General features: G+C 57.8%; 27 protein-coding genes and 1 pseudogene. All 28 read left to right on the top strand.

The genetic code is table 11. From position 1 onward, the window contains the following. Nucleotides 1-27: 27 nt before the first annotated feature. Complete coding sequence (locus B5F28_RS13840) at nt 28-360, top strand: hypothetical protein (protein WP_087296423.1); 333 nt, start codon at nt 28-30, stop codon at nt 358-360. A gap of 6 nt (nt 361-366) precedes the next feature. Next, complete coding sequence (locus B5F28_RS13835) at nt 367-975, top strand: PDDEXK family nuclease (RefSeq protein ID WP_087296422.1); 609 nt, start codon at nt 367-369, stop codon at nt 973-975. Nucleotides 976-1,328: 353 nt separating this feature from the next. Next, nucleotides 1,329-1,595, top strand: coding sequence for a hypothetical protein (locus tag B5F28_RS13825; protein WP_087296420.1), 267 nt, complete (start codon nt 1,329-1,331; stop codon nt 1,593-1,595). Next, nucleotides 1,588-1,947: a hypothetical protein gene (locus B5F28_RS13820; protein ID WP_087296419.1), complete on the top strand. Its 360-nt coding sequence runs from the start codon at nt 1,588-1,590 to the stop codon at nt 1,945-1,947. The genes B5F28_RS13825 and B5F28_RS13820 overlap by 8 nt, the downstream gene beginning before the upstream one ends. Nucleotide 1,948: 1 nt before the next feature. Further along, on the top strand, nt 1,949-2,533 hold the full coding sequence (locus B5F28_RS13815) for a hypothetical protein (RefSeq protein WP_087296418.1): 585 nt from the start codon (nt 1,949-1,951) through the stop codon (nt 2,531-2,533). 215 nt (nt 2,534-2,748) lie between these two features. Further along, nucleotides 2,749-3,225 carry a hypothetical protein gene (locus tag B5F28_RS13805; RefSeq protein WP_087296416.1) on the top strand — a complete coding sequence of 159 codons (477 nt, stop codon included), beginning with the start codon at nt 2,749-2,751 and terminating at the stop codon, nt 3,223-3,225. 288 nt (nt 3,226-3,513) lie between these two features. Then, complete coding sequence (locus tag B5F28_RS13800; RefSeq protein ID WP_158097610.1) at nt 3,514-3,999, top strand: terminase small subunit; 486 nt, start codon at nt 3,514-3,516, stop codon at nt 3,997-3,999. Continuing rightward, nucleotides 3,980-5,230, top strand: coding sequence for a PBSX family phage terminase large subunit (locus B5F28_RS13795; RefSeq protein WP_087296414.1), 1,251 nt, complete (start codon nt 3,980-3,982; stop codon nt 5,228-5,230). The genes B5F28_RS13800 and B5F28_RS13795 overlap by 20 nt, the downstream gene beginning before the upstream one ends. Further along, a complete protein-coding gene (locus tag B5F28_RS13790; RefSeq protein ID WP_087296413.1) occupies nt 5,227-5,442 on the top strand; it encodes a hypothetical protein in 216 nt (71 codons plus the stop codon). Before B5F28_RS13795 ends, B5F28_RS13790 begins: the two co-directional genes overlap by 4 nt. Before the next feature lie 83 nt (nt 5,443-5,525). Continuing rightward, nucleotides 5,526-6,812, top strand: coding sequence for a hypothetical protein (locus tag B5F28_RS13785; RefSeq protein WP_087296412.1), 1,287 nt, complete (start codon nt 5,526-5,528; stop codon nt 6,810-6,812). A gap of 13 nt (nt 6,813-6,825) precedes the next feature. Beyond that, entirely contained in the window at nt 6,826-8,466 is a 1,641-nt protein-coding gene (locus B5F28_RS13780; protein WP_087296411.1) for a phage minor capsid protein, read from the top strand. Nucleotides 8,467-8,486: 20 nt separating this feature from the next. Then, on the top strand, nt 8,487-8,693 hold the full coding sequence (locus B5F28_RS13775) for a hypothetical protein (protein WP_058965645.1): 207 nt from the start codon (nt 8,487-8,489) through the stop codon (nt 8,691-8,693). A 176-nt stretch (nt 8,694-8,869) separates the two neighbouring features. Next, nucleotides 8,870-9,427, top strand: coding sequence for a phage scaffolding protein (locus tag B5F28_RS13770; RefSeq protein ID WP_087296410.1), 558 nt, complete (start codon nt 8,870-8,872; stop codon nt 9,425-9,427). Between the two features lie 25 nt (nt 9,428-9,452). Then, nucleotides 9,453-10,331 (top strand): hypothetical protein, encoded by an 879-nt coding sequence (locus B5F28_RS13765; protein ID WP_087296409.1) that lies wholly within the window; start codon nt 9,453-9,455, stop codon nt 10,329-10,331. Nucleotides 10,332-10,472: 141 nt separating this feature from the next. Next, nucleotides 10,473-10,751 (top strand): hypothetical protein, encoded by a 279-nt coding sequence (locus B5F28_RS13760; protein ID WP_132587373.1) that lies wholly within the window; start codon nt 10,473-10,475, stop codon nt 10,749-10,751. A 14-nt stretch (nt 10,752-10,765) separates the two neighbouring features. Next, the gene (locus B5F28_RS13755) at nt 10,766-11,125 is read left to right on the top strand and encodes a head-tail connector protein (protein WP_087296408.1); all 360 of its coding nucleotides are present in this window, start codon (nt 10,766-10,768) and stop codon (nt 11,123-11,125) included. A 1-nt stretch (nt 11,126) separates the two neighbouring features. Then, nucleotides 11,127-11,567, top strand: a complete 441-nt coding sequence (locus B5F28_RS13750) for a hypothetical protein (RefSeq protein WP_087296407.1) — start codon at nt 11,127-11,129, stop codon at nt 11,565-11,567. Nucleotide 11,568: 1 nt separating this feature from the next. Continuing rightward, the gene (locus tag B5F28_RS13745; protein ID WP_143424760.1) at nt 11,569-12,033 is read left to right on the top strand and encodes a minor capsid protein; all 465 of its coding nucleotides are present in this window, start codon (nt 11,569-11,571) and stop codon (nt 12,031-12,033) included. A gap of 3 nt (nt 12,034-12,036) precedes the next feature. After that, complete coding sequence (locus B5F28_RS13740) at nt 12,037-12,492, top strand: hypothetical protein (protein WP_087296406.1); 456 nt, start codon at nt 12,037-12,039, stop codon at nt 12,490-12,492. After that, nucleotides 12,492-12,989, top strand: a complete 498-nt coding sequence (locus B5F28_RS13735) for a hypothetical protein (RefSeq protein ID WP_087296405.1) — start codon at nt 12,492-12,494, stop codon at nt 12,987-12,989. The genes B5F28_RS13740 and B5F28_RS13735 overlap by 1 nt, the downstream gene beginning before the upstream one ends. A gap of 69 nt (nt 12,990-13,058) precedes the next feature. After that, nucleotides 13,059-13,517: a hypothetical protein gene (locus B5F28_RS13730; protein WP_087296404.1), complete on the top strand. Its 459-nt coding sequence runs from the start codon at nt 13,059-13,061 to the stop codon at nt 13,515-13,517. After that, a complete protein-coding gene (locus tag B5F28_RS13725; protein ID WP_087296403.1) occupies nt 13,517-14,080 on the top strand; it encodes a Gp15 family bacteriophage protein in 564 nt (187 codons plus the stop codon). Before B5F28_RS13730 ends, B5F28_RS13725 begins: the two co-directional genes overlap by 1 nt. 10 nt (nt 14,081-14,090) lie before the next feature. After that, nucleotides 14,091-16,703, top strand: coding sequence for a phage tail protein (locus B5F28_RS13720; RefSeq protein ID WP_087296402.1), 2,613 nt, complete (start codon nt 14,091-14,093; stop codon nt 16,701-16,703). Further along, a complete protein-coding gene (locus B5F28_RS13715) occupies nt 16,693-17,130 on the top strand; it encodes a hypothetical protein (protein WP_247643499.1) in 438 nt (145 codons plus the stop codon). Before B5F28_RS13720 ends, B5F28_RS13715 begins: the two co-directional genes overlap by 11 nt. Beyond that, complete coding sequence (locus tag B5F28_RS13710) at nt 17,130-19,031, top strand: hypothetical protein (protein ID WP_087296401.1); 1,902 nt, start codon at nt 17,130-17,132, stop codon at nt 19,029-19,031. Before B5F28_RS13715 ends, B5F28_RS13710 begins: the two co-directional genes overlap by 1 nt. Then, nucleotides 19,028-21,601: a collagen-like triple helix repeat-containing protein gene (locus B5F28_RS15335; RefSeq protein ID WP_275532627.1), complete on the top strand. Its 2,574-nt coding sequence runs from the start codon at nt 19,028-19,030 to the stop codon at nt 21,599-21,601. The genes B5F28_RS13710 and B5F28_RS15335 overlap by 4 nt, the downstream gene beginning before the upstream one ends. Before the next feature lie 30 nt (nt 21,602-21,631). Continuing rightward, entirely contained in the window at nt 21,632-22,084 is a 453-nt protein-coding gene (locus B5F28_RS13695) for a hypothetical protein (RefSeq protein ID WP_143424759.1), read from the top strand. Further along, nucleotides 22,065-23,176 (top strand): annotated as a pseudogene (locus tag B5F28_RS13690) (hypothetical protein); the annotation flags it as partial. The gene B5F28_RS13695 and the pseudogene B5F28_RS13690, both read left to right, overlap by 20 nt.

Here is a 23,176-nt window from a genome sequence, read left to right as displayed (position 1 = left end):
AAAGAAGAAGGGGTTGTTTTGACGACGATGACCACAATCCTAAAGTCGTACGAGGAAGCGTATGGCACTGCCACACCGGTGATTCGCCGGTCGCTGGGGAGTTACGTGGAAAGCCTTGGGCCGGAACTGGTGGGCAAGGTGATTGAGGTGACGGCTCAGGCTGGTGGCCAGAAATGGCCATACCTTTCCAAGTCTCTGGAGGAGTGCAAGCGCAAGGGCATGGACCTGGCAGCCTACGAGGCGGAACAGTTTCGCCGCAAGGGCGGCTGCAACGCGAGAGTGGACAGGCCTACACCCAGCGGCACCGATATTCTGGACCGGCTTGTGCGCCGCCAGCTACGTGTTAAGAAGGAGGAGTGATGCACCGTGTATTACAATTCCGAGCATTACCCCGACCCGACGGCAGGCGGCGCGCATGGCCACATCGAAAAGGAGGAAAAGCGATTGAATACCGGCAAGCGATTCGAGGCGGACTTTAAGGCCTCGTGCCCGAAGGACGCCTGGGTCTACCGGCTGAAGGACAGTGCGGCTACATACTACGGCGGCAATGACCAGCTGTCCTTCTCCATCGACAACATCTGCGATTTCCTGGTTTATCACTCCGGCCATCTGATGCTGGCCGAGCTGAAGACCATAGACCAGAAAAGCATCCCGCTGCCCAAAATTCTGGGCACCTGGAACAAAGAGAAAGGGAAATACCGCAAGGAGAAGCACATCAGGGACATGGATGCGGCAGCGCAGCACGAAGGTATCAGCGCCGTGGTGGTCATCGAGTTCCGGCCGATCAGGCGCACTTTTGCGGTATCCGCGGCGGATGTGCTGGCCTTTCTGGCCGCCGGGGAGCGAAAGAGTATCCCCTGGCAGTGGGCTGCGGTGAAGGGCATCGAGGTAGACCAGCGGCAGCTGAAGGTGAACTGGAGATATGACGTGGCCGGGCTTCTGACCAGATTGGAAAAGGTGGGTGAAAACAAATGAACGTGATGCAACGAGCTGCAGCCATTGGCCGGCTGCAGGAAATGGCCGAGCGGCTGCTGAAGAAGTTCACGGAGGTGCGGTGAGGTGGTTTCGCTACTGGTGTTACTTGCTGTTTTCTCCCCGGCCATGTTCTTTGCTGGCGGCATATTGTGGGGGCGCAGAGAGAAGCTGATTTCGGTCGCCTTGGTTATACTTGGGGTGTGCGGCTTTATGACTGCGTGCGCGGCTTTCTTTGGGTTTGACGAAGACTATGCAAACGGCGCTATTAAGTGCCCGGAATGCGGAAACACATACTATGACGGCCAGATGTTCTGCTCGGATGACGGGACGGAACTGGAGAAGGAGGTACGGTGATGAATATTGTATGCGCTGCTGTAAATGCGGAGCAGCTGTATCAGATCGCAGAAACATGCGAATCTCCTTTTAACCAAAGAGCAAAACAGCTGGCAGACGACATGATAAATGAGATTCGAAAGCGGGCAAGAACCATGAGTGAGCCACCAAAGCCTGTTTGCCAAGGTTGTGGGAAGGTTCTTGCACCAGGTCATGTGGTATGCGGAGAATGCGCGTCTCTGCTTGATTCTTTGATTGCGAGAAAAGGCGGTGAACAGATTGACTGATCTTGAGTGCCGCGCTCTGATGGGGGATAAGCAGGCGCAGGAAGAATGCACCCGGAAGGGAATTGTGTTGGCGTGTCCGTTTTGCGGCGGTGATTTTGACGCCGAATTTAACGGAGTTATGTTTAAAATGGAGCGCACAAATCTTTATGCTCACAAGCGGACCGGGAGATGCGTTCTTGACGGAGAGATTATTTTTGATTTGTCGGACTGGAACACCCGCCCGGCCCCTCCGGTTGGTCGCTGTGAGGGGTGTGCTCTCAAAGACACGTTTGACTGCGTCTGCTCGAAGAACGGGTATACGGATAAAATCATGGAGTATTGCAGCTTTTTTGCGCCGAAGGAAGGTGAATAAAATGGCTGAACAGCGGCTGATTGATGCGAATAAAGAAGTGATACGGGCTTACGAAGATATCCCAGAACCTTATTCCGATGCTTTGATTCGTTTTTTGCGAGACTGCGAAACCGTCGACCCCGAATCCCTGCCCATCGTGCAGCAGCTGAGGGAAGCACTGTCCAAAGCCGTAGCCGAAAAAGAGGCGGCGGAGGCCTTGCTTGCTGAATACAGCGGCGTTGACTTCTGCAAGACCATCAAAACATGCTTTGGGTACCCACTGGACAAAGTGCAGCAGCTGGTGGAAGCTGACAAGGAGGGGCGGTGCGTGGTGTTTCCGTGCAAGCCGTCTGATGTTACTGTGTACCAGCTGCGCGGCAAGAAACACGCTCTGGGCCGTGGAGTCCATCCGCGGCACATATCCTGCGCGGTTGTCTGGAGCGATGGCAAATATAAACTGCAGCACCAGGGCATGGAACCTTGCCGAGATGTGGACTTCGGCAAAACATGGTTTTTGAGCGAAGAAGAGGCAAAAGCCGCAAGCACTAGCAAAGGAGATGATCCAGATGAAAGCGCGCAAAAGGTTTCCGGAGAACGGCTTCCGTGACGTCAGAAACCTGACGCTCGGCCGCGAGGTGCTTGTCCACCGCTTCACGCCCTGCTACCGGGACGACTGGCAGCCCAGGATCCCTGACAAGGGCATCTTGGAGGATGTAGACCCAAAAGGGCGCTGGGCACTGGTAAGGTTCACAGTTGCGGGAGGTAGCTACCTTGAGTGCATCTTCCCGAGCGAGATTTTGAAAATAGGATAAGGAGGACCCCATGGAGCCGGTGACAAAAGAGCGGCTGGCCCGCTACATAAGCCTGAAAAAAGAGAACGAGAACCGACTGGAGCGGTTGGCCCGGATGAAGAGCAACGCCGAGATGCCTGCTCAGAGGGACCCTGACGGCTCCAAGCACACCGGCTCCAGTGGGGAGAGAATGGCCCGGGCCATCGAGGCCTACATGGAGTACGAGGAGCAGATCGGGCCGCTGGTAGAGACAAACCGCCGGGAGATGGCGGAGATTGAGGCGGCTGTGGCCGCCCTGCCTGATCCATTGGAACGTAATGTCCTACAGATGAGGTATTTGCAACCATCTTCGGATCCGGAAACAGGGCGGGACAGCTGCCGGCACATGTTATGGTCTGACATTGCAGACAGAATATATGGGAATCCCTATGAAAGAGGGGTAAAGATGGTGATGGGCGTTCATCGGCGAGCACTTGAGCACCTTAAATCGGGGAGCAAAGTGGAATAAACTTCCTATCTTTTACCATGGCTTGGATGATATCATTGAACCATCGAAAAGCGCACGAGCGCCGATCGATACGGCTCTGGGCATGATGAGCCACGTACCCTCCTTTACCCGCGCTGGCAGGCCGCGGGCCGAGTAGTCTGCCAAACACAATACCCCGACCGGGAACAACCTGGCCGGGGTATTTTTATGCCAATCTGGCCCGCACGAGGGCCCGATCGGAACGAGTGGCCGGCATAGGAAACGCCGGCGGGTGGGCTTGGGGATTTTCTTTATAGAGAGGTGGTGGCGTTGGCGAAAAGTGAACTGCGCACAAGATACAAGGCGTTCGCTGACGCCTACCTGAGCAATGGCGGGAACGCATATCGGGCGGCTCTGGCAGCCGGGTATAGCGAATCTTTTGCCAAGGGCCGCAGCTATGAGCTGCTGGATCGGGAAGAGATTCAGGGCTATCTGACCCGCCGGCGCCAGCAGATGGCCAAGCGGGCGGTAAGCCCGGAACGGGTGCTGCTGGAACTGGCCGCAATAGGTTTCGCCGATATTACAGATCTGGCGAAGGTGGAAGCTGGCCGGGTTGTGATATCCAATACTGACGATGTGCCAGGAGATACGCGAAAGGCCATTGCATCCATCAAAGAAGGCAAGCATGGACTTGAGATCAAGATGGCTGACAAGGTTCGGGCTCTGGAACTGATGGGCAGGAACCTGGGCCTGTTTGATAGGGATAGCCAGGAAACACCGGAAGGAGTGACCATTATTGACGACATCCCTGAGTAAGATCATCAGCCCGGGGCTGTACGATGTTCACCGGGCTATCAGACAGGGCGGTGTCAACGAAGTGGTTCTTCCGGGTGGACGCGGCAGCACAAAGAGCAGTTTTGCCAGCGTAGAGCTGATTCTTCTGCTTTTGCGGCATCCAGATTGCCATGCAGTGGTACTGCGAAAGGTAGCCAATACCCTGCGCAACAGCGTATACGAGCAAATTGCCTGGGCAATCGCAGAACTTGGCCTAGAAAGCAGATTCGAGCTCACGGTGAGCCCAATGCGGGCGATCTACAAACCGACCGGGCAGCGAATCATGTTTTTCGGTTTGGATGACCCGGGCAAAATTAAATCCATCAAGGTTCCGTTTGGCTATGTGGGTCTGGTGTGGTTCGAGGAGCTGGATCAGTATTCCGGGCCGGAGGAGATCCGCAACGTGGAGCAGTCGCTTCTTCGCGGCGGCTCCTTTTCTTTTGCGTTCAAAAGCTTCAACCCTCCGGCGATGGCCCGGAACTGGGCCAACAAATATGCGCTGGAGCAGCGTCCAGGGAAGCTGGTCTACCGGTCGGATTACCGCAGCGTTCCGCCCCACTGGCTGGGGCCTCGCTTCTTGGCGGATGCCGAGCACCTGCAGGCCACAAACGAAACCGCATATCGCCACGAGTATCTGGGCGAGGTGGTGGGCAGCGGAACGCAGGTCTTTGAAAATCTGAATCTAACGGCCATCACTGATGAGGAGATTGCCCGGATGGAGCGGCGCTACCATGGCGTTGACTGGGGCTGGTACCCAGACCCCTGGGCCTTCAATAGCTGCGGCTATGACGCCGCCAGAAAGGTTTTGTATATCTGGGATGAATCTACCCGCCGACGCACTTCAAACGCGGATACAGCCAAAATCCTGCTGGATAAGGGCGTGTGCCAGGAGGATGGCCGGGAAGAGTACCTAACAGCGGATTCCGCGGAGGAAAAGAGCTGTGGCGATTACCGTGCTCTGGGCCTGCCCTGCCGGGGAGCAGAAAAGGGCCCTGGCAGCGTGAAGGCAGGTATGAAGTGGCTGCAGAGTCTTGCGGAGATACGAATCGACCCGGCCCGCTGCCCGGACACCGCCAAGGAGTTTGGCGAGTACGAATATGAGAAGGATAAGAAGACCGGCGAGGTGCTGGAAGGTTACCCAGATGTGGATAATCACCACATCGATGCGGTGCGCTACGCGATGAGCCGGATCTGGAAGAGGAGAGGCGCATGATCAAGAGATTTTATACCTGGCTTAGGCTGCGTTTTCTGCCTGAGTGGGCACGCCGGCAGCTGATGGAAGAAAACCAGAGGCTGGTGCGGCAGCTGGCGGAACTGCAGCAGGAAAACCAGCGGCTGGAAAGCTACATTGAAGGGATGCAGGATGGACTGCGGCGTCAGCGCCGTGTGATTATCTACAACCAGGGCGAGGGGGTGAGCCGGTGAGCTTCTTCGGAGCACTTTTGAATAACAAGGTCTATCATTTTGAGCAGGCTTATCCGGGGGCTAAGGATTGCACCTCTGCTGCAATGAGAACGGCTATCGAGGATTGGTTCCGCCTCTATTTCGACCGGGATGTGACTGACGAGGAGGACCCTTGCCAGCGGCTGCCCTACACGGTGGTGAGCAAGCTGAGCCGAACGTGCTTTGCGGAATACGAAGCAGCGGCCAGCGAAAAGCAGCCATTTGTGATTGGTGTGCTGGATAGTCTGGAATCGGTGCGCAAAAAGGCGATGCAGCTGGCCATGATCGGCGGCGAGGCATGGCTGAAACCGGTGCCGGGTCCTACCGGTTTTTCCTTCACTGTAATGCGTCGGGATATGGTCACGGTGTTGGGCCGGGGACCGGACGGCGAGGTCACCGCACTGGGCAGCGCTGAGCTGACCACGGAAAACGGCAAATTCTACACGCTGCTGGAACGACGCAGCCTGGACGAAGCGGGCCGGCTGGTGATTGAGAATAAACTCTTTTGCAGCTGGGATGGACAAAGCATCGGCACCCAGGTAGGGCTTACCGCTCTGCCACAATATGCCGCGCTGGAGCCGAAGGCGGTGGTGGGCGATGTTGGCGGTATCGGTCTCGTGGGCCTGAAGGTGCCCCTGGAGAACTGTGTAGATGGCAGCGCTGATCCGGTGAGCGTTTACGCTGCAGCGGCCGGCCTGATTCACAACATCAACCGAAACGAGAGACAGCTCAGCCGGGAGTTCGACCACGGCGAGAGCCGGGTGTTCGCATCGGCGGACCTGCTGGACAAGCGTAAGAACGGCCGCCCGGTGCTACCGCCCGGCCTCTTCGTGGGCATCGACGATGATATCGCCAACACCGGCGTCACTGTGTTTGCTCCCGCCCTGCGACAGGAAAGCTTTCTTGCCCGCAAGCGGGAATACCTGCGCAACGTTGAGAGCCTGATCGGCTTAAAGCGGGGCATTCTGGGCGAGGTGGAGGCCGCCCAGCGCACTGCCACCGAGGTAACCAGCAGCCAGGGCGACTACAGTCTTACCATTCAGGATCTGCAGCAGATGTGGGAATCAGCTGTGCGGCGCACAGTGGTGCTGTGTGGCAAACTGGGCAAATTGTACCGAGTCGCCGGCGCTTTCGAACCGGACCCGGAACGGGCGGTGTGCATTGACTGGGGCAACGGCGTACTGTATGACAAGGACAAAGAATGGGCCGAGACCATGCAGCTGGTGAGCGCAGGAATGCTCAAACCGGAAATCGCTTTGGCTTGGAAATACGGCCTGCCCTGGGAGACTGCCGACGATCTGCAGAAGGTGCGCGAGAAATACATGCCTGAGCTGGACTCCATGCTGGAATAAGGGGGTGTAAGCCGTGGCTCTGACCCCGGAACAGATTGCAGGTTATCAGGCAGCGGCGGAGGAGATCGCGCAGCCGGTCATCGAGTGGCTGTTGAAGGATATCGTTGAGCGGGTTCTGGAAGCCGGAAAGATGACCAGCACTGCTGCCTATGAGGCATATCGGGCCGAGGCGCTGGGGCTGGCTCGGAAAGACCTGCAAAAATATCTGAAGGTTCAGCTGAAGGTTACGAAAAAGCAGGCCGAGCAGCTGCTTTCAAGCGCTGCGGAATTTGCTCAAGCGGATGATTATGCCCGTGTGGGTGTGTGGGCCACCGAAGCAGATGCCGGGAGTCTGCTGCAACTGACGGAGGCTGCTGTAAAGCTGGCCGGAGAGCAGCTGGAGAATATTACTCAGACCATGGGAATGGTTTCTCCCGCCACAGGTAAGCCTTTGCCGTTGCAGGACGTGTATCGGGAGTGCATGGATGAGGCATTCAAGCTGGTGGCCACAGGCGCCACCAGCGCCAGCGAGGCGGCCAGACAGGCAACCCGCAAGCTGGCCGGGCGCGGTATTGTGACCATCGACTATGCCAGCGGCATCAGCACAGAACTGGGAGCAGCTGTACGGCGAAACCTGATGGGTGGCATGGGTCTGCTGGTGGAGCAGGTTACCCAACAGAACCATGATGTGCTGGGCTGCAACGGCTGGGAGATCAGTGCTCACGCCAACAGCGCCCCGGACCACGAGCCGATCCAGGGCCGACAGTACAGTGATGCCGAGTTCCAGCGTCTGAATGGCAACCTCGCGCGGCGCATCGGTACGCTGAACTGCGGCCATGTGGCCTTCCCCATCTTGCTGGGGATAAACAGCCCGCAGTACACAGATGCGGAGCTGGAAGCCTTCCGACAGGATAATGCCAAGGGCGTTACTTACGAGGGCCGGCACATGACCGGCTACGAGGCTACCCAGTACCAGAACCGCATTGAGCGGAATATCCGCACCCAGAAGCAGCGTGTGCTGATGAGCGAAGCGGCCGGGGATGAGTCACAGCTGCTCACCGACCGGATCAAGCTGGCCCGACTGAATCAGGAGTATACCCGCTTCAACAAAGCCATGGGCTTCAAGAGTCGGGCAGAAAGGTTGGAGGTTGTGGGGTGGAGCCGCCGGCAGGCTGGGAAAGCGAGGGCAAGTGCAAAGGCACACCACGCCGAATGGCTTAAATCCATTGGCGCGGAAAGCACAGAGCTGAATACACTTGCAAAATACTACGATGGGAAGTATAATAAATCTCCTGAGTATGAACTGCTCAAAGGATACAACGCCGCAGTCGAAAAAGGCGACATATCCCCTCTGGTTGGCTTTGATGTTTACAAAGAAACAAGTCAAAAGATACAGCAGGTCATGGTTGGGCAAAAAACTTCCACCGGAGTGGAAATTGAAAGTTTTTCCACGCATTTCATTGACCGGATGATTGGTCAAGTAGCAGAGCCGCATCCGGGTAAAAGAACAGGCGTGAGCGTTGAGGTTGCGTTGGCTGCTTTGCAAAATCCGGTGAAATTAGGTGAGATTCGTACAATAAGCGAATCTGATGTGCGCCAAACGTTTTTTGGAGAAAAAGCGACAGTTACGATTGCTGTCAATGATGGCCGCCTGATTCAAACAAACCCAATGTGACAACAAAGGAGGGGGATCTCATGATTTGTATGCAAGCAAATACGAGGGCGTTTCTTGAAAAGAATTTGCCGGAAGCGCTGGAAATGCAAAACATCCGAGATGTCTTGGAGGCTTTGTATATTTTGATTGACGAAAAAGGCTTTGCCCCCCCTAAGTACGAGGATTACAACGACTTTGGCCGCGAAGCGCAGCGTGCCTATGATGATTTGTATTTGAGCAACACATAAGAAAAAAACCACCCTGCCTTGCAAGGTGGTTTTTTTATGCCCACCTTGGCCGCATGAAGCCGGGGCGGGCTATTTTTATACTCAAAATACCCCCGGCCCGGGGGACTATAAGCAGGGCACCGCAGTAGGGGGACTGGCCCCACAAAAAGGACAGCGGAATCAAGGAAGGAGACCCTATGTTGGAATGGCTGAAGGAGATCCTGGGTGATAGCTACACCGAGGAGATCGACAAAAAGGTAAGCGCCGAAATCGGCAAGGCCTTTGTGGCCAAGGTGGATTTTGACGCCAAGAACACCGAGAACAAGACCCTGAAAAGTCAGCTGACCGAGGCAAACAAGAGAATCCAAGCCTTCGAGGACATGGATATCGAAGCGGTGCGCCGGGAAGCTGCAGACTGGAAGAAGAAGGCCGAGCAGGCCGAAAAGGATGCCGCGGCCCAGGTAGAGGCTGTACGCTTCGATGCGCAGCTGGATTCCGCCATTGGTAGGGCAAAGGGCCGCAATACAAAGGCCATTAAGGCTCTGCTGGATGTGGATACCCTGCGGGCCAGCAAGGACCCGGACAAGGATATTTCCGCCGCGCTGGAGCAGCTGGCCAAAGACAACGACTATCTGTTTGATACTGGCAACCCGCCCCCGCCCTATGCAGGCGGTACTGGTGGTAAGCCTGCCGGCGGTGATCCGGATGCTGCATTGCGTGCAGCGTTTGGCCTGCCGCCGGTCGAAAACAAGTGATTTTTTGAAAGTGAGGTAATAAGATATGGCAAACACTATTGAACTGGCGAAAAAGTACATCGCCATGCTGGACGAGGTATACAAGAATGCTTCTCTGACTGCGAAGCTGGATGGCGCACCTGAGCTGGCGCAGCAGGGCGCCAACGCCAACGAGCTGATTGTCCCCATGCTGGATATGCAGGGCCTGGGCGATTACGACCGCAACAGCGGTTATGCATCCGGCAACGTGACCATGACCAACGAGACCGTGAAGTGCAACTTCGACCGCGGCCGCATGTTCACTGTAGACAGCATGGATAACGCTGAGACCGCCGGTATGGCCTTTGGCCGTCTGGCAGGCGAGTTCATCCGCACCAAGGTTGTTCCCGAGCTGGATGCTTTCCGTTTTGCCAGCTACTGCGGCAAGAGCGGTATCACCAAGAAGGAAGAGACCCTGAACGATGGCGCGGCTGTGCTGGCCGCTCTGCGGGTGGCCATTACCGCTATGGACGAGGCTGAGGTGCCTCTGGAAGATCGCCACCTCTTCATCACCCCCACTCTGGACGGCATGATCGCCGATCTGGACACCACCAAGAGCCGGGAGATTCTGGGGAGATTCGCCAGCAAGACTCTGGTCCCCCAGACTCGCTTCTACACTGCCATCGATCAGAAGGACGGCCACACCGGCGGGCAGGAAGCCGGCGGTTATACTAAGGCTTCTTCCGGCGGTGCCGATCTGAACTTCATGGTCATCCACAAGCCCGCCCTGATTCAGTTCGAGAAGCATGTGGCCCCCAAGATCGTGACCCCTGAGCAGAATCAGGACGCGGACGCCTACAAGTACGGCTACCGCAATGTTGGCATCGCTGATGTGTACAAGAACAAGGTGAAGGGCGTATACGCCAGCCATAAGTCTGCTGGCTGATGGAGGTGCGTATGGGCAGAACCGTAGGCTACCTAGTACCCAAGAAACCGGCCGAAAAGAAGCAGGAGGCAGAGAATCCCGCTGCGGATACCTCCGTTGCGGAGAGTCCGGCCCCGGGGAAATCCAAGAAGAAGGTGCAGGATGATGCGTAAAATCGACAAGCGACTGCTTGACCCTCGTAGCGAGGTTGAAGTCGCAGAGAATTTCAACCGCGTACTTGCTCTGGTCGATGAAGCCAGTGGGGCGGAAGGCCCCGCTGGTCCGCAAGGGGACCCGGGTCCCAAGGGTGACCCCGGTGTTGGCATCAAGACCATCGCCGGCAGTATCGATGGCAGCAACAAGCTGACCTTGACCATTACCCTGACAGATGAAACCACGCAGACGGTTGAGGGGACGCTTACCCCGCCTGCTGCGGGTTAAGGAGGTGCGGCGCGGTGGTTGAATTTGCGTTTTACCGGGATGTGTACGGCGGTGACAGTGTGCCGGAGGGAGAGTTCCGGTCGTATGCCCGTGACGCTTCGGCTCATCTGGAACGCTACAAGCGCATCTACCGGGTAACGGATACAGCCGAAAACAGCGAACAGATGGCCCTGTGTGCTATGATCGATGCGCTGTACTATTTCGACTGGGCGCGAAACGGCGGTGCGGCAGCCAGCGTGAGCGTTGGCAGCGTGAGCAGCAGCCGGGCGCAGGGCGCGCAGCCGGATTTGAGTCCGGCCGCCCAGAATCGCGAGCTCTACCGCTGTGCCCAGCTCTATCTGGATATTTACCGTGGGACCGAAAGGGGATGGTGATATGTTCAGAGTAAGACCTGGCCCGCCGGTGGATTACAGTCTGTGTAACCAGACTGTCACGTTGTACCATGCAGATTTAAAAAACGGTTTTCAATGCACCCGAACCCTGTTTCGCGGTGCATTTTTTGACGCCAAGAAAGTGCAGACCGTGGACAAAATCGGCAGGCAGGAGGCAAACAGTTTCCTGCTTGTTCTTCCATCCGGGTGGGATGGCCGCCCGGTGTGGGTGGATGCGGCAACAGCGCAGCCTCTTGGCGGCGACCAGCTGGTATTTTCTCTGGCAGCCGGAGACAAGGTGTTTCTTGGCGATGGCCCGGAGATTACGAACCTGGCTGCATGGGGGAAATTCATTCCGGCCAGTGTACCCGGGCTAGTTGTGGTCAAGGACGTGGATGTGAAATACTGGCGCGGGGCAGTTTGCCATATCGAGGCGGGTGGTTGATGTGGCAAACAAAAAGAGGCTTTTCCGACTTCCGGACGGGACAGTGGCATATCTGGAGATGCACAGTGTTCGGCAAATCCTGAAGGACAAGGGGCTTGATTCCAGTGGTGATGTACAGATGTATCACACAAACAATGTACTCAATCGCATTACAAAATACTTGCCCTATAGGTCCGGAGAGCTGATTAAAGGAACTGAGTCCAGTACGAATATCCGCAAACCACTGATTGTGACCCCGGGGCCTTCTGCTCGCTTCCTCTTTCACGGTAAGCTGATGGTCAGTGATGTGACAGGCAGCGCATGGGCGAGGAAGGGCGAGACAAAGCACGTGGTGAACCGTCCACTGGATTACACCAAGACCCAAAATCCGAAAGCTGGGCCCTACTGGGACCGTGCACTTTCCGCGGCGGAAGGCCCTGCGATGGCCGCGGATTTGCAGCGGTATATCAAACAAAAGGGGGGCTAAACGATGGATCAGAAAAGCGATCTGGATCGGCTGAGGGAGTGGCTTGGGACCTACCCCGGGTATGATCTGGCCGCCAACATGCTGGTGGACTATCTGGACAGCATCCCGGGCAGCAAAAGCCTGCGGCCGGGTGGGCTGGTGGAGATCAGCCGCAATGAGGATATCCTGGGCAATGTGACTGTGAGCAACCAGTATAACTTCGGCTTGTATATTGCGGTGGCGAAAAGCCCTGGGGATGGTGCGAGCGCGGCCTATAACGCTGACTGGGTGCTGGATTTCCAGCGCTGGGTCCAACAGCAGAGCATTACGCACAGGGCCCCTACCTTTGGCAATATCGATCAACAACAGGAGCGCATCAAGGCACAGAACGGCGAACTGTACGACACTGACCAGGATGGAGTTGGGCTCTACATCGTGGCTTTGAGCGCGGAATTCAAAGAAAAGTATGAGGTGATCTGATGGCAAAAATCGAACGAAAGTATATGGCCCACTATATCGATGCAGCACTCCCCAGCGCATCGAAGGGCAGCCCCAACTATGTGCGGCTGGGCAAGGATCTGGAGGAATACAGCCCTGAGCTGAGCGCCAACGTGGAGAAAAAGCAGAACATCCTGGGCGAAAGCAGCATTATGCTGACCAGCTATGAAAAGAGCGGCAGCGTAGAGCCTTACTACGCGGAGAAGGATGATCCTCTTTTTGCTCGGCTTCAGGGCATCATTGATGAGTGCAAGATTCTGGATGATTGCAATACCACTGTGGTGGAGGTGCATCTGTGGGAAGAGGCGGACCCTGAAAAAGGCTACCCTGCGGTCAAGGACGATGCGGTGATCGAGGTAAGCAGCTATGGTGGCGATGCTACCGGTTACCAGATTCCTTTCAATCTGCACTACAGCGGAAAGCCTGTGAAGGGCCACTTCAAAGTGGACACCAAAACCTTTACCCCGGCCGAGGAGTAAGCAATGAACCATACCGCCCGGGCCGGAACCCTCGGCCCGAGCGGCTTTTTTGAATCAGGAGGAACGAGAATGCAGGAATTGAACATCGACACCGGCGTGCGGGAATATCGGATCAACGGCAGCGGTGTGCTGCGTTTCAATCCCAGCGATCCCAATGTGTATAACCGGTTTATGGAGATGCTGGAAAAGGTCCAGGCCGTAGAAAATGAGCTGGTGGAGAAGGCAGGCCAGCTGCCGAAAGAGGATAATGGCGTTGCAGCTCTTTCGCTGTTGGCGGAAGCTGATCGGAAGACTAAGGCCGCTCTGCAGGAGGCATTCGGCCAGGAAAACGACTTCGACCAGCTGTTGGGCGGTGTGAACCTTATGGCGGTGGCCGGTAACGGTGAGCGTGTGGTAACCAATCTGCTGGATGCGCTGCGGCCCATTGTTCAGGAAGGCGCCAGCCGGTTCTACGAAGAGAAAGCCAATGCCGCTGTGGCAAAGGCTCAGGCGAACCGCGAAGCCCGGCGCGCGGCCGGCCGCAAATAATGGACCGCTGGAGCCTGCCGGAAGCACTGGAAGTTCAGGGCCGGAAATATGCCATAAATGCCGACTTCCGGGATGTGCTGGAGGTCATCCGCTGGCTGAACAATCCGGATGAGGATGAGCGGGTGCGGTATTTCGTGTCCCTGAAGCTGTTTTTTGAGGATTGGGACAGCATCCCCCAGAAGGACCAGGAAGAGGCGGCCCGCCAGATGATGATCTTCATCGCGGGCGGCGTGGAAGATACCGGCCCATCTGGCCCCCGTTTGATCGACTGGGAGCAGGATCAGGGAATGATTGTGGCGGATGTGAACAAGGTGGCCGGGTGTGAGATTCGCGCTTTGCCGTTTGTCCACTGGTGGACTTTTCTGGCATGGTTCGGGGCCATCGGCGAGGGGCAGCTGTCCACAGTGGTGAGCATCCGGGACAAGCGGCGCCGGGGCAAAAAGCTGGAAAGCTGGGAGAAGGAGTATTACCAGCAGCACAAAGCAGAGGTGGACCTGCGGCCCCGCTACACCGCAGAGGAGCTGGCCGAGCAGGAGCGCCTGAAAAAACTGTTGGGAGAGTGAGGTGATGTAATTGGCAGACGGCAAGGTAACAATCAGCACGGCGCTGGACAATGAAGGTATTGAAAAGGATGGCAAAAAAGTAGAGCAGAGCGCCAAAAAAACTGCGATGCAGCTGGCTGCCGAATACCGTAAAGCTGGGATGAGCCAGTCCGAGGCTCTCAAAAAAGCCTGGTCCGAAATAGAAAGAACGACGAATCGAAGTTCGAAAAAATCCGGAAACGCCATTCGCAAAAATATGGGCGGGGCTACGCAGTCGGTTGTGGGTGCATTAGGCGGGTTAAATGCTGTTGTAGGAAGAATCATGGGTGCTTTTGGCTTGGCTTTTGGCGCCTATCAATTAGTGCAGTTTGGTGCTGCCTGTATCCAGCTGGGCAGCGATGTGGCCGAGGTGCAAAACGTTGTAGATGTTTCGTTCGGCCGCATGGCCTACAAGATGGAGGAGTTTGCTGACACAGCGATCACCAGCTTCGGCATGAGTGAGCTGGCGGCCAAAAAGACCGGCAGCACCTATATGGCCATGGCAAAGGGTATGGGCGTAGCAGATGAGGCTGCCAGCGATATGGCCATAGCGCTGACCGGCTTGTCCGGCGATGTGGCCAGCTTCTTCAATATTTCTCAGGAGGATGCCGCGTACAAGCTGCGGAGCATCTTCACCGGTGAAACTGAGGCATTGAAGGACCTGGGCGTGGTCATGACGCAGGCAAACCTGCAGCAGTATGCTATGGCCAACGGGATGAACAGCAATATCCAGGCTATGAGCCAGGCCGAGCGAGTTGCATTGCAATACAGTTTTGTAATGGATTCGCTGAAGCTGGCTCAAGGCGACTTCCTGCGTACGCAGGACAGCTGGGCCAACCAGACCCGCATTCTGTCCATGCAGTGGCAGCAGTTTATGAGCATCATCGGTCAGGCTCTTACTACGGTACTTCTGCCGGTGGTCAAAATGCTCAATACCATTGTGGCCGCCCTCATCAATATGGCCAACGCATTCAATGCGGTGATTACGTCCATTTTTGGAGGCGCGCAGAAGCAGATCCAGGCGACTGGCGCGGCCATTGAAGGGGCAAACGCCGGAATCGCATCCAGCGCAGGAGCCGCGGCAGCGGGTGAGCAAGAGCTGGCCGACGGCACCAAAGCGGCAACCAAAGCAGCCAAGACCGCGACCGCGAGCATCGACGAACTGAACGTGCTGCAGCAGGATACCGGCTCAGCTGGTTCTGGCGGATCGTCCGCCAGTGGTGGTACAGGAGGTGTGGCAAACCTTGTGCCTGAAGCAGCGGTGGACGAAGCACAGGAAGTACCGCCGATTCTGAAAAAAATTAAGCAGTTAATCGCACAGATCGGGCAACTCTTTGCGCCCAGCATCGCCGCTTGGAGTAAGGCCTTCGATCAGCTGTCCCGAGCGGCAAAAAGTTCCTGGGGCATTATCCAGGGGAGCGCGCTGGAATTGTGGGATACTGCTCTGCGCCCGCTGGGTGAGTACATTCTGGGAGATTTTATCCCCAGCGTGACGAATGCTTTTTCAGAGACATTCGCGCCGATATTCGCGGACGTCGGCAGTCTGATCATGGAGCAGTTCGCTTTGCAGTTCCAATGGGCGTGTAATCTCATTGGAGATTTGATCAATTCCTTTTTGCTGCCGCTGTTTAGCTTTCTACAGCAGGTTATTCAGGACATGTTTGCCGGCATCAAAGGGGCATGGGATATATACGGTCAGCCAATCCTGGATAGTCTTGCTCTGGGATTCCAGTCTGTAAGAGATATCCTCTCCGATGTCTACTACAACCTGGTAAAGCCTGTGCTCGAAGAAATCATGCAACAGATCGACTGGTTGTGGAGTGAGCACATGAAACCTTTGTGGGATAACCTCATGGAGTTTTTTGGTGCGTTTGCAGAGATGGTTCTCGCAATCTGGAATGAATATATTTATCCTTGGGTCCAACAGATGGTGGATATCTTCGCGCCGATTCTTTCCGAAGCGATTAAGTTCGTGGTGGATGCATTTGCCACGGCTTTTGCGAGGATCAGCGATACTGTAAGCGCAGTGATTCGCATTCTGAAAGGCCTTTGTGAATTTGTGACTGGTGTTTTCACTGGGGACTGGGAAAAGGCCTGGAATGGTATCAAGGATATCTTCGGTGGTGTCTGGGATGGCATTGTGGGAGTGTTAAAAGGCGCGGTGAATACGGTGATTGATATGATCAATGCTGTGCTGCGCGCGGTGGCGCTGGGCGTGAACGCGATTATCGATAAAATCAATGCGCTCAGTTTCACAGTGCCTGACTGGGTACAGGGAATCGGCGGTGAGACCATCGGATTCAACTTTGCGAAGTTCGACCCGCCTCAGATTCCAAAACTTGCTCGGGGCGCGGTTCTTCCGGCCAACAATCCGTTTCTGGCTGTGGTGGGCGACCAGCGCCGAGGCACCAATGTGGAGGCCCCGCTGGAGACCATCACGCAGGCGGTAGTTGCAGCATTGTCCCAGCTGGGCGGGACACAAGAATTCACCGCAAGCCAGCCCATCGAGGTCAAGCTGGATGGTCAGGTACTGTACCGCGCTATGGCGAAGATTGAAGCAAACCGGGGCGTAAAGATCGGAGGTGCATTCGCGGATGCCTATTGATTTGAAGGAATCCACCGGTTTTTTGTACCTCGGCACCAGCCCGGAGACCAGCAGGGAGAACCATAGTATCGCAGTCCCTTACCCGGATCAAGGCAAAGCCCCGTTTACCACCAGTCGATTGGTGGATTCGGCCCGCAATGCCCAGGGCACCATGGTGGGCCGGATGATCGGCCGCAGCCTGGACAAGCAAGAAATGGGATGGAGCACTATCTCGTGCTCGCTGTGGTGGGAGATGAATCGCTGGTTCGAGGACAACCATTTTACGTTCTACTGCCACTATTTCAACTTCAATACAGGCCGGTGGCTGACCAGATTGATGTACATCTCCGATGTAAAGGTATCGCCGGAGATCATCGACCCGGGCACAGGGGAACCAGCTTTCCTGCGGGATGCAAGTGTAAATGTTATCGATTGCGGGGTGATCTGATGCAAAAGGTGAGCGATGCCTACCGGCAGGAGATGACAAAGCCGGTGCTGGGCGCGGCAAAGCTGTCCGTGACCCTGAGCGTTGTGGACGAGGACGCGGCCCCCGGTGCGGTGGACAAAAGCGAGCATCAGGCCTACTGGTCCAGCGTGGAAAGCGCCCTGACCCAGGACGGCGCGCAAAAACGCAGCTACGCTACCTTCGAGCCGGGGCGCTGGAAGGCGGACGGCACTTTGCGCATTGCGGACGAGCCCGGCGGCACGCTGTTGACCGAAGGCTATGTGAGCGAGGCGATGAGCGGGGCAGACAGAAGGTTTTCGGCTCCGCCGGTGCTGGCGCTGGAATTTGAAACGCCGGTGAGCGTTCCGGCGCTGAGCTTTCGGTTTGACCAGGTGGCGGAGGAATGGTGCACCGCGCTGACCGTGACCGCCTGGAAGGGGGAAGTGCAGCTGGTGCAGCGGCAGGTGCAGCCCACGGCGGTGGAGCACCAGGAGCTGGTGCAGATCGACCGCTTCGACCGGCTGGAAATCCGCTTTGAGGCCACCAGCCAGCCCTTTCGTCGGGCTCGGCTGACCCGGCTAATGTTCGGCATGGAGCTGATCTTCGGTCAGGCGGAGCTGACCGAGGCGGCCCAGACCATGGAGGTGGACCCCATCGGCCGCAGGCTGCCCATCGGGGAGTTCAGCTTCTCGGCGGTGAACGTGAACCTGCTCACCAGCGACCAGAACGGTTTGTATGACCCGGACAACCCTCAGGGCATCTGGAAGTATTTTGAGCAGCGCAACCCCATCACGGTGCGCTACGGCCAGCAGCTCACCGGCGGCATGAACTGGGGCGATGCGGTGGCGCTTGAATGGGGTGACCTGGTCTCCAGCGGCTGGCGGGAGCTATATCAGGGTGGCTTTGTGGAATGGATGCCTGGTGGGCGCTTTTACCTGACCGGCCAGCCCACGGTGGAAGGGCTGCATGCCAAATTCTCCGCCACCGATGCGCTGGGCCTTCTGGATGGCACCTATTACAAGGGCGTGTGGAACGGCGCGCCCCACAGCTTGTGGGAACTGGCGACGCTGGTGTTGGAGGACGCGAAGCTTCCTCGCCGCAGGCAGGACGAGCAGCCCTGGGCCCTGTGGGAGGGCTTGAAGCAGATTACCACCACCGCGCCGCTGCCGACAAAGCAGCACCGAGAATGTTTGCAGCTGATCGCTCACGCGGCCTGCTGCCTTTTGTATGCCGACCGGGATGGCGTGATCCGCATCCAGCCGGATGAGAGCGCCCAGAGCGGGGTGAGCATCGGGCTTTCGGCCATGCTGGAAAGCGCGCCCAAAGTGGAAAAGACTGCGAGCCTTCTTCAGGTGGAGTGCCCGGCCACGGTGTATGCTCCCGCGGAAAAGGAGAGCCAGCTGCACAAGGGTACCTATCAGGTGGATGGGCGATTGGAGCTGCACCTGACCTGGAACCAGTCGGCGAACATCCGGGTGGAATGTGAGGGCGCCCAGGTGACCAGCCAGGTGCTGTATGCCGCCGCGGGCGACTTGGTGCTGGAGGGGAGCGGCCCGGCCACCCTGATTGTGAGTGGAAAAAAACTGGAGACCAGCTGCCAGAACGCGGTGGCCACGGTGCCGGACGCGGACGAGAATGGCACGGCGGAAACGCTGGACAATCCGCTCATTACCGATCTGGACCGGGCTCTGACGGTGTCGGCCTGGGTGCGGGAGCATCTTTTGCGCCGCAGCACCTATACCTGCTCCACCCGGGGCAACCCGGAGATGGACCCCATCGACCGGGTTCTGCTGGACACACAATGGGAAACAGCCGCCCCGGCTCAGGTGCTGAAAAATCAACTCACATACAGCGGTGGAGGGCTGAAAGGAGAAATGATATTGAAGAGAGGAAGTGAAGCATGAGAAAGAGCCAGAATTACCAGCTGCGTTTACCGGAACGTCTTGAAGAACGTAATGACCCGGCGGACATCGACGACCTGACCTACGACATGGAGGTCATCGACCGGGAACTGAAACAGCAGGCAAACAAGGACGCCGAGCTGGACGATCTGAAGGCCAGCCGCACCGAGTTAAACGCCCACGCTTCGGCCTCGGTGCTGGCCCATCCAGACGGCAGTGTGACGGACGATAAGATCGGTACGCGTACGATCGGTGGCGTGAAAAACAAGCTGCAGGCGCTCCTGACCCTGATCGGCCAGCAGATCGCCGGGGTGAAGGGCGCGGATGCCTGGAACGACAGCCCGGCCATTACCCTGGCGGCGGCAAAGCAGACGCTGGACGCGCACAAGGCCGCGGCCGACAGTCTGCGGGAGGATTTTGATGCCCACGCGGCCAGCAAGGCCAATCCCCACGCCGTGACCAAGGCGCAGGTTGGGCTTGGCAACGTACCCAATCTGACCACCAACGACCAGACCCCCACCTACACCGAGGCCGCCAGCCTGGAGTTGCTGACCAGCGGCGAGAAGCTGTCCACCGCCTTCGGAAAGCTGGCAAGGGCGGTGCGCAGCCTGAGCGGGCACCTTCTTGCACTGGATAATCCCCACGGGGTGACCGCCCATCAGGCGGGGGCCTACACCCAGCAGGAGACCGATACGAAGGACGCGGCGGTGAAGTCTGCACTGGAAACTGCACTCAGCGCCCACACCACGAACAAATCCAATCCCCACGCGGTGACCAAGGCACAGGTGGGCCTGGGTAGCTGCGACAACACCTCCGACGCAAATAAGCCGGTGAGCACCGCCCAGGCGGCGGCCATCGGGGTGGTACAGAGTGCACTGAACAGCCACAAGGCGGACAAGGCCAATCCCCATGCCGTGACCAAAAGTCAGGTGGGGCTTTCCAACGTGACCAACGATGCCCAGGTCAAGCGCAGCGAGATGGGCAAGGCCGGTGGCGTGGCTACGCTGGACGGCAACGGTCAGGTACCCGCCAGCCAGCTGCCCAGCTTTGTGGATGATGTGCTGGAATACGCCAATAAGAGCGCATTCCCTGCCACCGGTGAGACTGGCAAGATTTATGTGGCTCTGGACACAAACCTCACCTGGCGCTGGAGCGGATCGGCCTACGTGGAGATCAGCAAGAGCCTGGCTCTGGGTGAAACCGCCTCCACCGCCTATGCGGGCAACAAGGGAAAAGCGCTGGCAGCTGACCTTGTCTCCACTAAAAGCATTGTGGCGGCAAATACAGCCGCCCGTCACAGCCACGCAAACAAGGCGCTGCTGGATAGCTATACCCAGACGGAAGTTGATCTGGCCGATGCGGTAAGCAAAAAACACAGCCATGGGAACCTGTCGTTACTAGGCGGTATCACTCAAGCGTTGGTGAACAACTGGAATGCGGCCTTTACCCATATGAGCGATACCGTGAAGCATATCACGGCGGCAGAGCGCAGTCTCTGGAACGCAGCGATACAGACCATGAAAATCGGTACCGTAGCCAGCGGCAGCACCGCCGCTGCCAGTATCTCCAAAAGCGGTACCACTGCCACTTTGAATCTGACCTTGCCAAGTGGTGCACAGGGGCCCAAGGGCGACACTGGCCCTCAAGGCCCGCAGGGCGAGACCGGGCCGCAAGGGCCCAAGGGTGATACCGGCGAGCAGGGTCCTACCGGTGCGAAGGGCGCCACTGGTCCCACCGGACCCCAGGGGCCTCAAGGCGCTACCGGCCCCACCGGCCCGGCAGGCCCCAACCTGGTGAGCAAGAACACCCAGGTGAGCGGCTTTTCCAACGGTCAGGTGCTGTATGTGAACGGCAGCGTGGTGGGCGCCAAGACCCTGACGGCGGCGGGCATCGGCGCGGCGGCAGCCAGCCACAGCCACAGCTACGCGGGATCGATCATGGCGGGAGGACCTGCTTACAGCGCAGAGAAACTGGCCGACAGAGTTCTTCTTACGATCGGAAATGCATCGCATTATTTTGATGGCTCCGATGCGGTAACCTGGACCCTGTCTGAGATGGGCGCGGCAACAGCCGCCCAGGGACAAAAAGCGGACCGCGCCATGGAACGAAAGGGCCTGCTCCCGCTTGGAACAACGGATATCGGTCAGGTGGAGCAGGGCATCTGGCAGACCGACAGCACCCACAAGGTAAATCCCTGGCCGGAGGGGCTCAACGAGGCAGCAACACTGATCCGCACGGATTATCACATCCAGATCACGGATGTGTTCGGAACCACAAGATGGTGGAACACCTATTACAATCAGTGGCGCACCATCGATGCCGGAGAAATCGCAGGGAATGCGGTATCAACCATCTACGAGGGCGAGCTGCTGCTGGATGACAAACCCGGCGGATTGTATCTGCTTTATAACAATTCAGATGCGCCGGATGGCAGCTGGTGGCTGGTCTTGCATGCCAATTTTGGCGGAACGGGAATGGATGTTGCCTTTCATCTGCTGAACCAGCATTCTCCGCGCACCAGAAAATGGGCGAGCGGAACCAAAGGAAGCTGGGAAGTGTTGAAGATGCAATAACATCCGGTGTGCGAAAGGAGGAGAACAGGGGTGTATCCTGATTTTATGGGGGCTTTGCCGGTGCGCGCGTGCCAATGGCAGGCCCCAAAAACCAGTTGGTCGGCGGAGGATGCCTTCCGCCTTGACCCGGACTATGAACGCATCCGGGATAACCTGCTGTATCTGCAGCAGCGGGCGGCGGCGATCACCCAAAAGCCCGGCTACAGCCAGATGCAGGACTATGCTGTGGATGGAGTTCCGCTGGCGGATTTTTTCAACCGGGTGGAGGAAAATCTGGCGGCGCTGGCCGATGCGGTACAGCCGCGGCCGGAGTATTCCACCCGCAGCTTTTCCCCCGGCAGTCTGGTGTGGGACTGGCGGGACCTGGAGCGCATCGAGGGGATGCTGCTGCAGATTTACAACGATCTGAACGCAATCGAGAACGGCCAGCAGAAGCTGGCTTTTTGTTTGGGAGGTGGCTTTTTTGGCACGTTTGTTTCGTGATCTGAAGGTGAATGAACAGGATGGCAAGGTCTATCTGACCCTGTACAACCGGGACGGCAGCCCCGCGCTGCGGGATGTTTCGGTGGGGGTGAGCAGCGAGGTAACCCAGCCCGGCGACAACTGGACCGCCGCGGCGGCAAACCTTTTGCTGCGCCTGGATGAAGAGGACCAGCCCCAGCTGGCCCTGACGCCGCAGGATATCGGCGCGGCTGCTGCCGAAAACGGGGTGAGCCTTTACGTTCATCAGAAAAGCGGCACGGTGCATACCCTCACCGGCAGCGGCGACAACCTGCGCTTTGTGGCCACGGCGGATTTTGCGGCGGGGGATACCATTCAGGTGAACGGCCAGGCCTGCACCGCCGCCACCGCGGCAGGCGACGCGCTGTGGAACGGCTTTTTCAGGAGCGGGGCCGTGGTGGTGTGCTACCGCACGGGGAACCGCTTAACTTTTAACGGCGGGGGCCTGCCCGCGGCCGAAGCGGCCAAGCTGGCCCCCGAAAACCTGAAGACCGGCGTTTCCATCACCGCCAACGGCAAAACCGTGACCGGCAGCTTCACCGCCGACGGCAACGTGACCGCCGGTCAGATGCTGGCGGGGGCCGTGGGCTATGCAAAGGGCGAGAAGGTCACCGGCAGCATCCCCTCCAGGGGCGCGGCCGCCTACCGGCCGGGCACGGCCGACCAGACCATCGCCGCCGGGCAGTATCTGAGCGGGGCCCAGACCATTCAGGGAGACGCGAATCTGCGGGCGGACAACATCCGCCAGGGGGTGAGCATCTTCGGCGTTGCGGGCAATCTGGTGCCCCGCATCCCCGTGGCCTATGCAGCCTGCAGCCGGGTGCTGGGGCTGCTGCCCGGCTCCACCGGCGACTACCGCCGCCCCACCAGAGCCTCCGGTTATGCAGACCCGGCCTACGGCAGTCTGTCCGGTCTGGGCTATTTCCAGGACAACCAGTCCGGCACACGGCAGGTGGTGTGGCAGTGCGCCAGAACGGGGCGCTATCTGGTGGAGCTGTTCGGCGACGGTGAGATCTCGGCCCGGGGCGAGATGCAGATCTCTGTCGGGCAGACGATCACCCTGACCATCCCGGA

Source organism: Gemmiger sp. An194 (assembly GCF_002160145.1).
In the GTDB taxonomy this organism is placed as follows: Bacteria; Bacillota; Clostridia; order Oscillospirales; family Ruminococcaceae; genus Allofournierella.
The sequence above is the reverse complement of the archived record's forward strand: the minus strand, read 5'-3'. Positions and strand labels throughout refer to the sequence as shown.

Bases quoted from the DNA above. Each gene is read 5' to 3' on its own strand.
- B5F28_RS13805 (WP_087296416.1), top strand. From the start codon at position 2,749: ATGGAGCCGGTGACAAAAGAGCGGCTGGCCCGCTACATAAGCCTGAAA.
- B5F28_RS13725 (WP_087296403.1), top strand. From the start codon at position 13,517: ATGGACCGCTGGAGCCTGCCGGAAGCACTGGAAGTTCAGGGCCGGAAA.
- B5F28_RS13735 (WP_087296405.1), top strand. From the start codon at position 12,492: ATGGCAAAAATCGAACGAAAGTATATGGCCCACTATATCGATGCAGCA.
- B5F28_RS13770 (WP_087296410.1), top strand. From the start codon at position 8,870: ATGTTGGAATGGCTGAAGGAGATCCTGGGTGATAGCTACACCGAGGAG.
- B5F28_RS13750 (WP_087296407.1), top strand. From the start codon at position 11,127: ATGTTCAGAGTAAGACCTGGCCCGCCGGTGGATTACAGTCTGTGTAAC.
- B5F28_RS13840 (WP_087296423.1), top strand. From the start codon at position 28: ATGACCACAATCCTAAAGTCGTACGAGGAAGCGTATGGCACTGCCACA.
- B5F28_RS13825 (WP_087296420.1), top strand. From the start codon at position 1,329: ATGAATATTGTATGCGCTGCTGTAAATGCGGAGCAGCTGTATCAGATC.
- B5F28_RS13740 (WP_087296406.1), top strand. From the start codon at position 12,037: ATGGATCAGAAAAGCGATCTGGATCGGCTGAGGGAGTGGCTTGGGACC.
- B5F28_RS13790 (WP_087296413.1), top strand. From the start codon at position 5,227: ATGATCAAGAGATTTTATACCTGGCTTAGGCTGCGTTTTCTGCCTGAG.
- B5F28_RS13715 (WP_247643499.1), top strand. From the start codon at position 16,693: ATGCCTATTGATTTGAAGGAATCCACCGGTTTTTTGTACCTCGGCACC.
- B5F28_RS13760 (WP_132587373.1), top strand. From the start codon at position 10,473: ATGATGCGTAAAATCGACAAGCGACTGCTTGACCCTCGTAGCGAGGTT.
- B5F28_RS13710 (WP_087296401.1), top strand. From the start codon at position 17,130: ATGCAAAAGGTGAGCGATGCCTACCGGCAGGAGATGACAAAGCCGGTG.
- B5F28_RS15335 (WP_275532627.1), top strand. From the start codon at position 19,028: ATGAGAAAGAGCCAGAATTACCAGCTGCGTTTACCGGAACGTCTTGAA.
- B5F28_RS13785 (WP_087296412.1), top strand. From the start codon at position 5,526: ATGAGAACGGCTATCGAGGATTGGTTCCGCCTCTATTTCGACCGGGAT.
- B5F28_RS13815 (WP_087296418.1), top strand. From the start codon at position 1,949: ATGGCTGAACAGCGGCTGATTGATGCGAATAAAGAAGTGATACGGGCT.
- B5F28_RS13730 (WP_087296404.1), top strand. From the start codon at position 13,059: ATGCAGGAATTGAACATCGACACCGGCGTGCGGGAATATCGGATCAAC.
- B5F28_RS13775 (WP_058965645.1), top strand. From the start codon at position 8,487: ATGATTTGTATGCAAGCAAATACGAGGGCGTTTCTTGAAAAGAATTTG.
- B5F28_RS13765 (WP_087296409.1), top strand. From the start codon at position 9,453: ATGGCAAACACTATTGAACTGGCGAAAAAGTACATCGCCATGCTGGAC.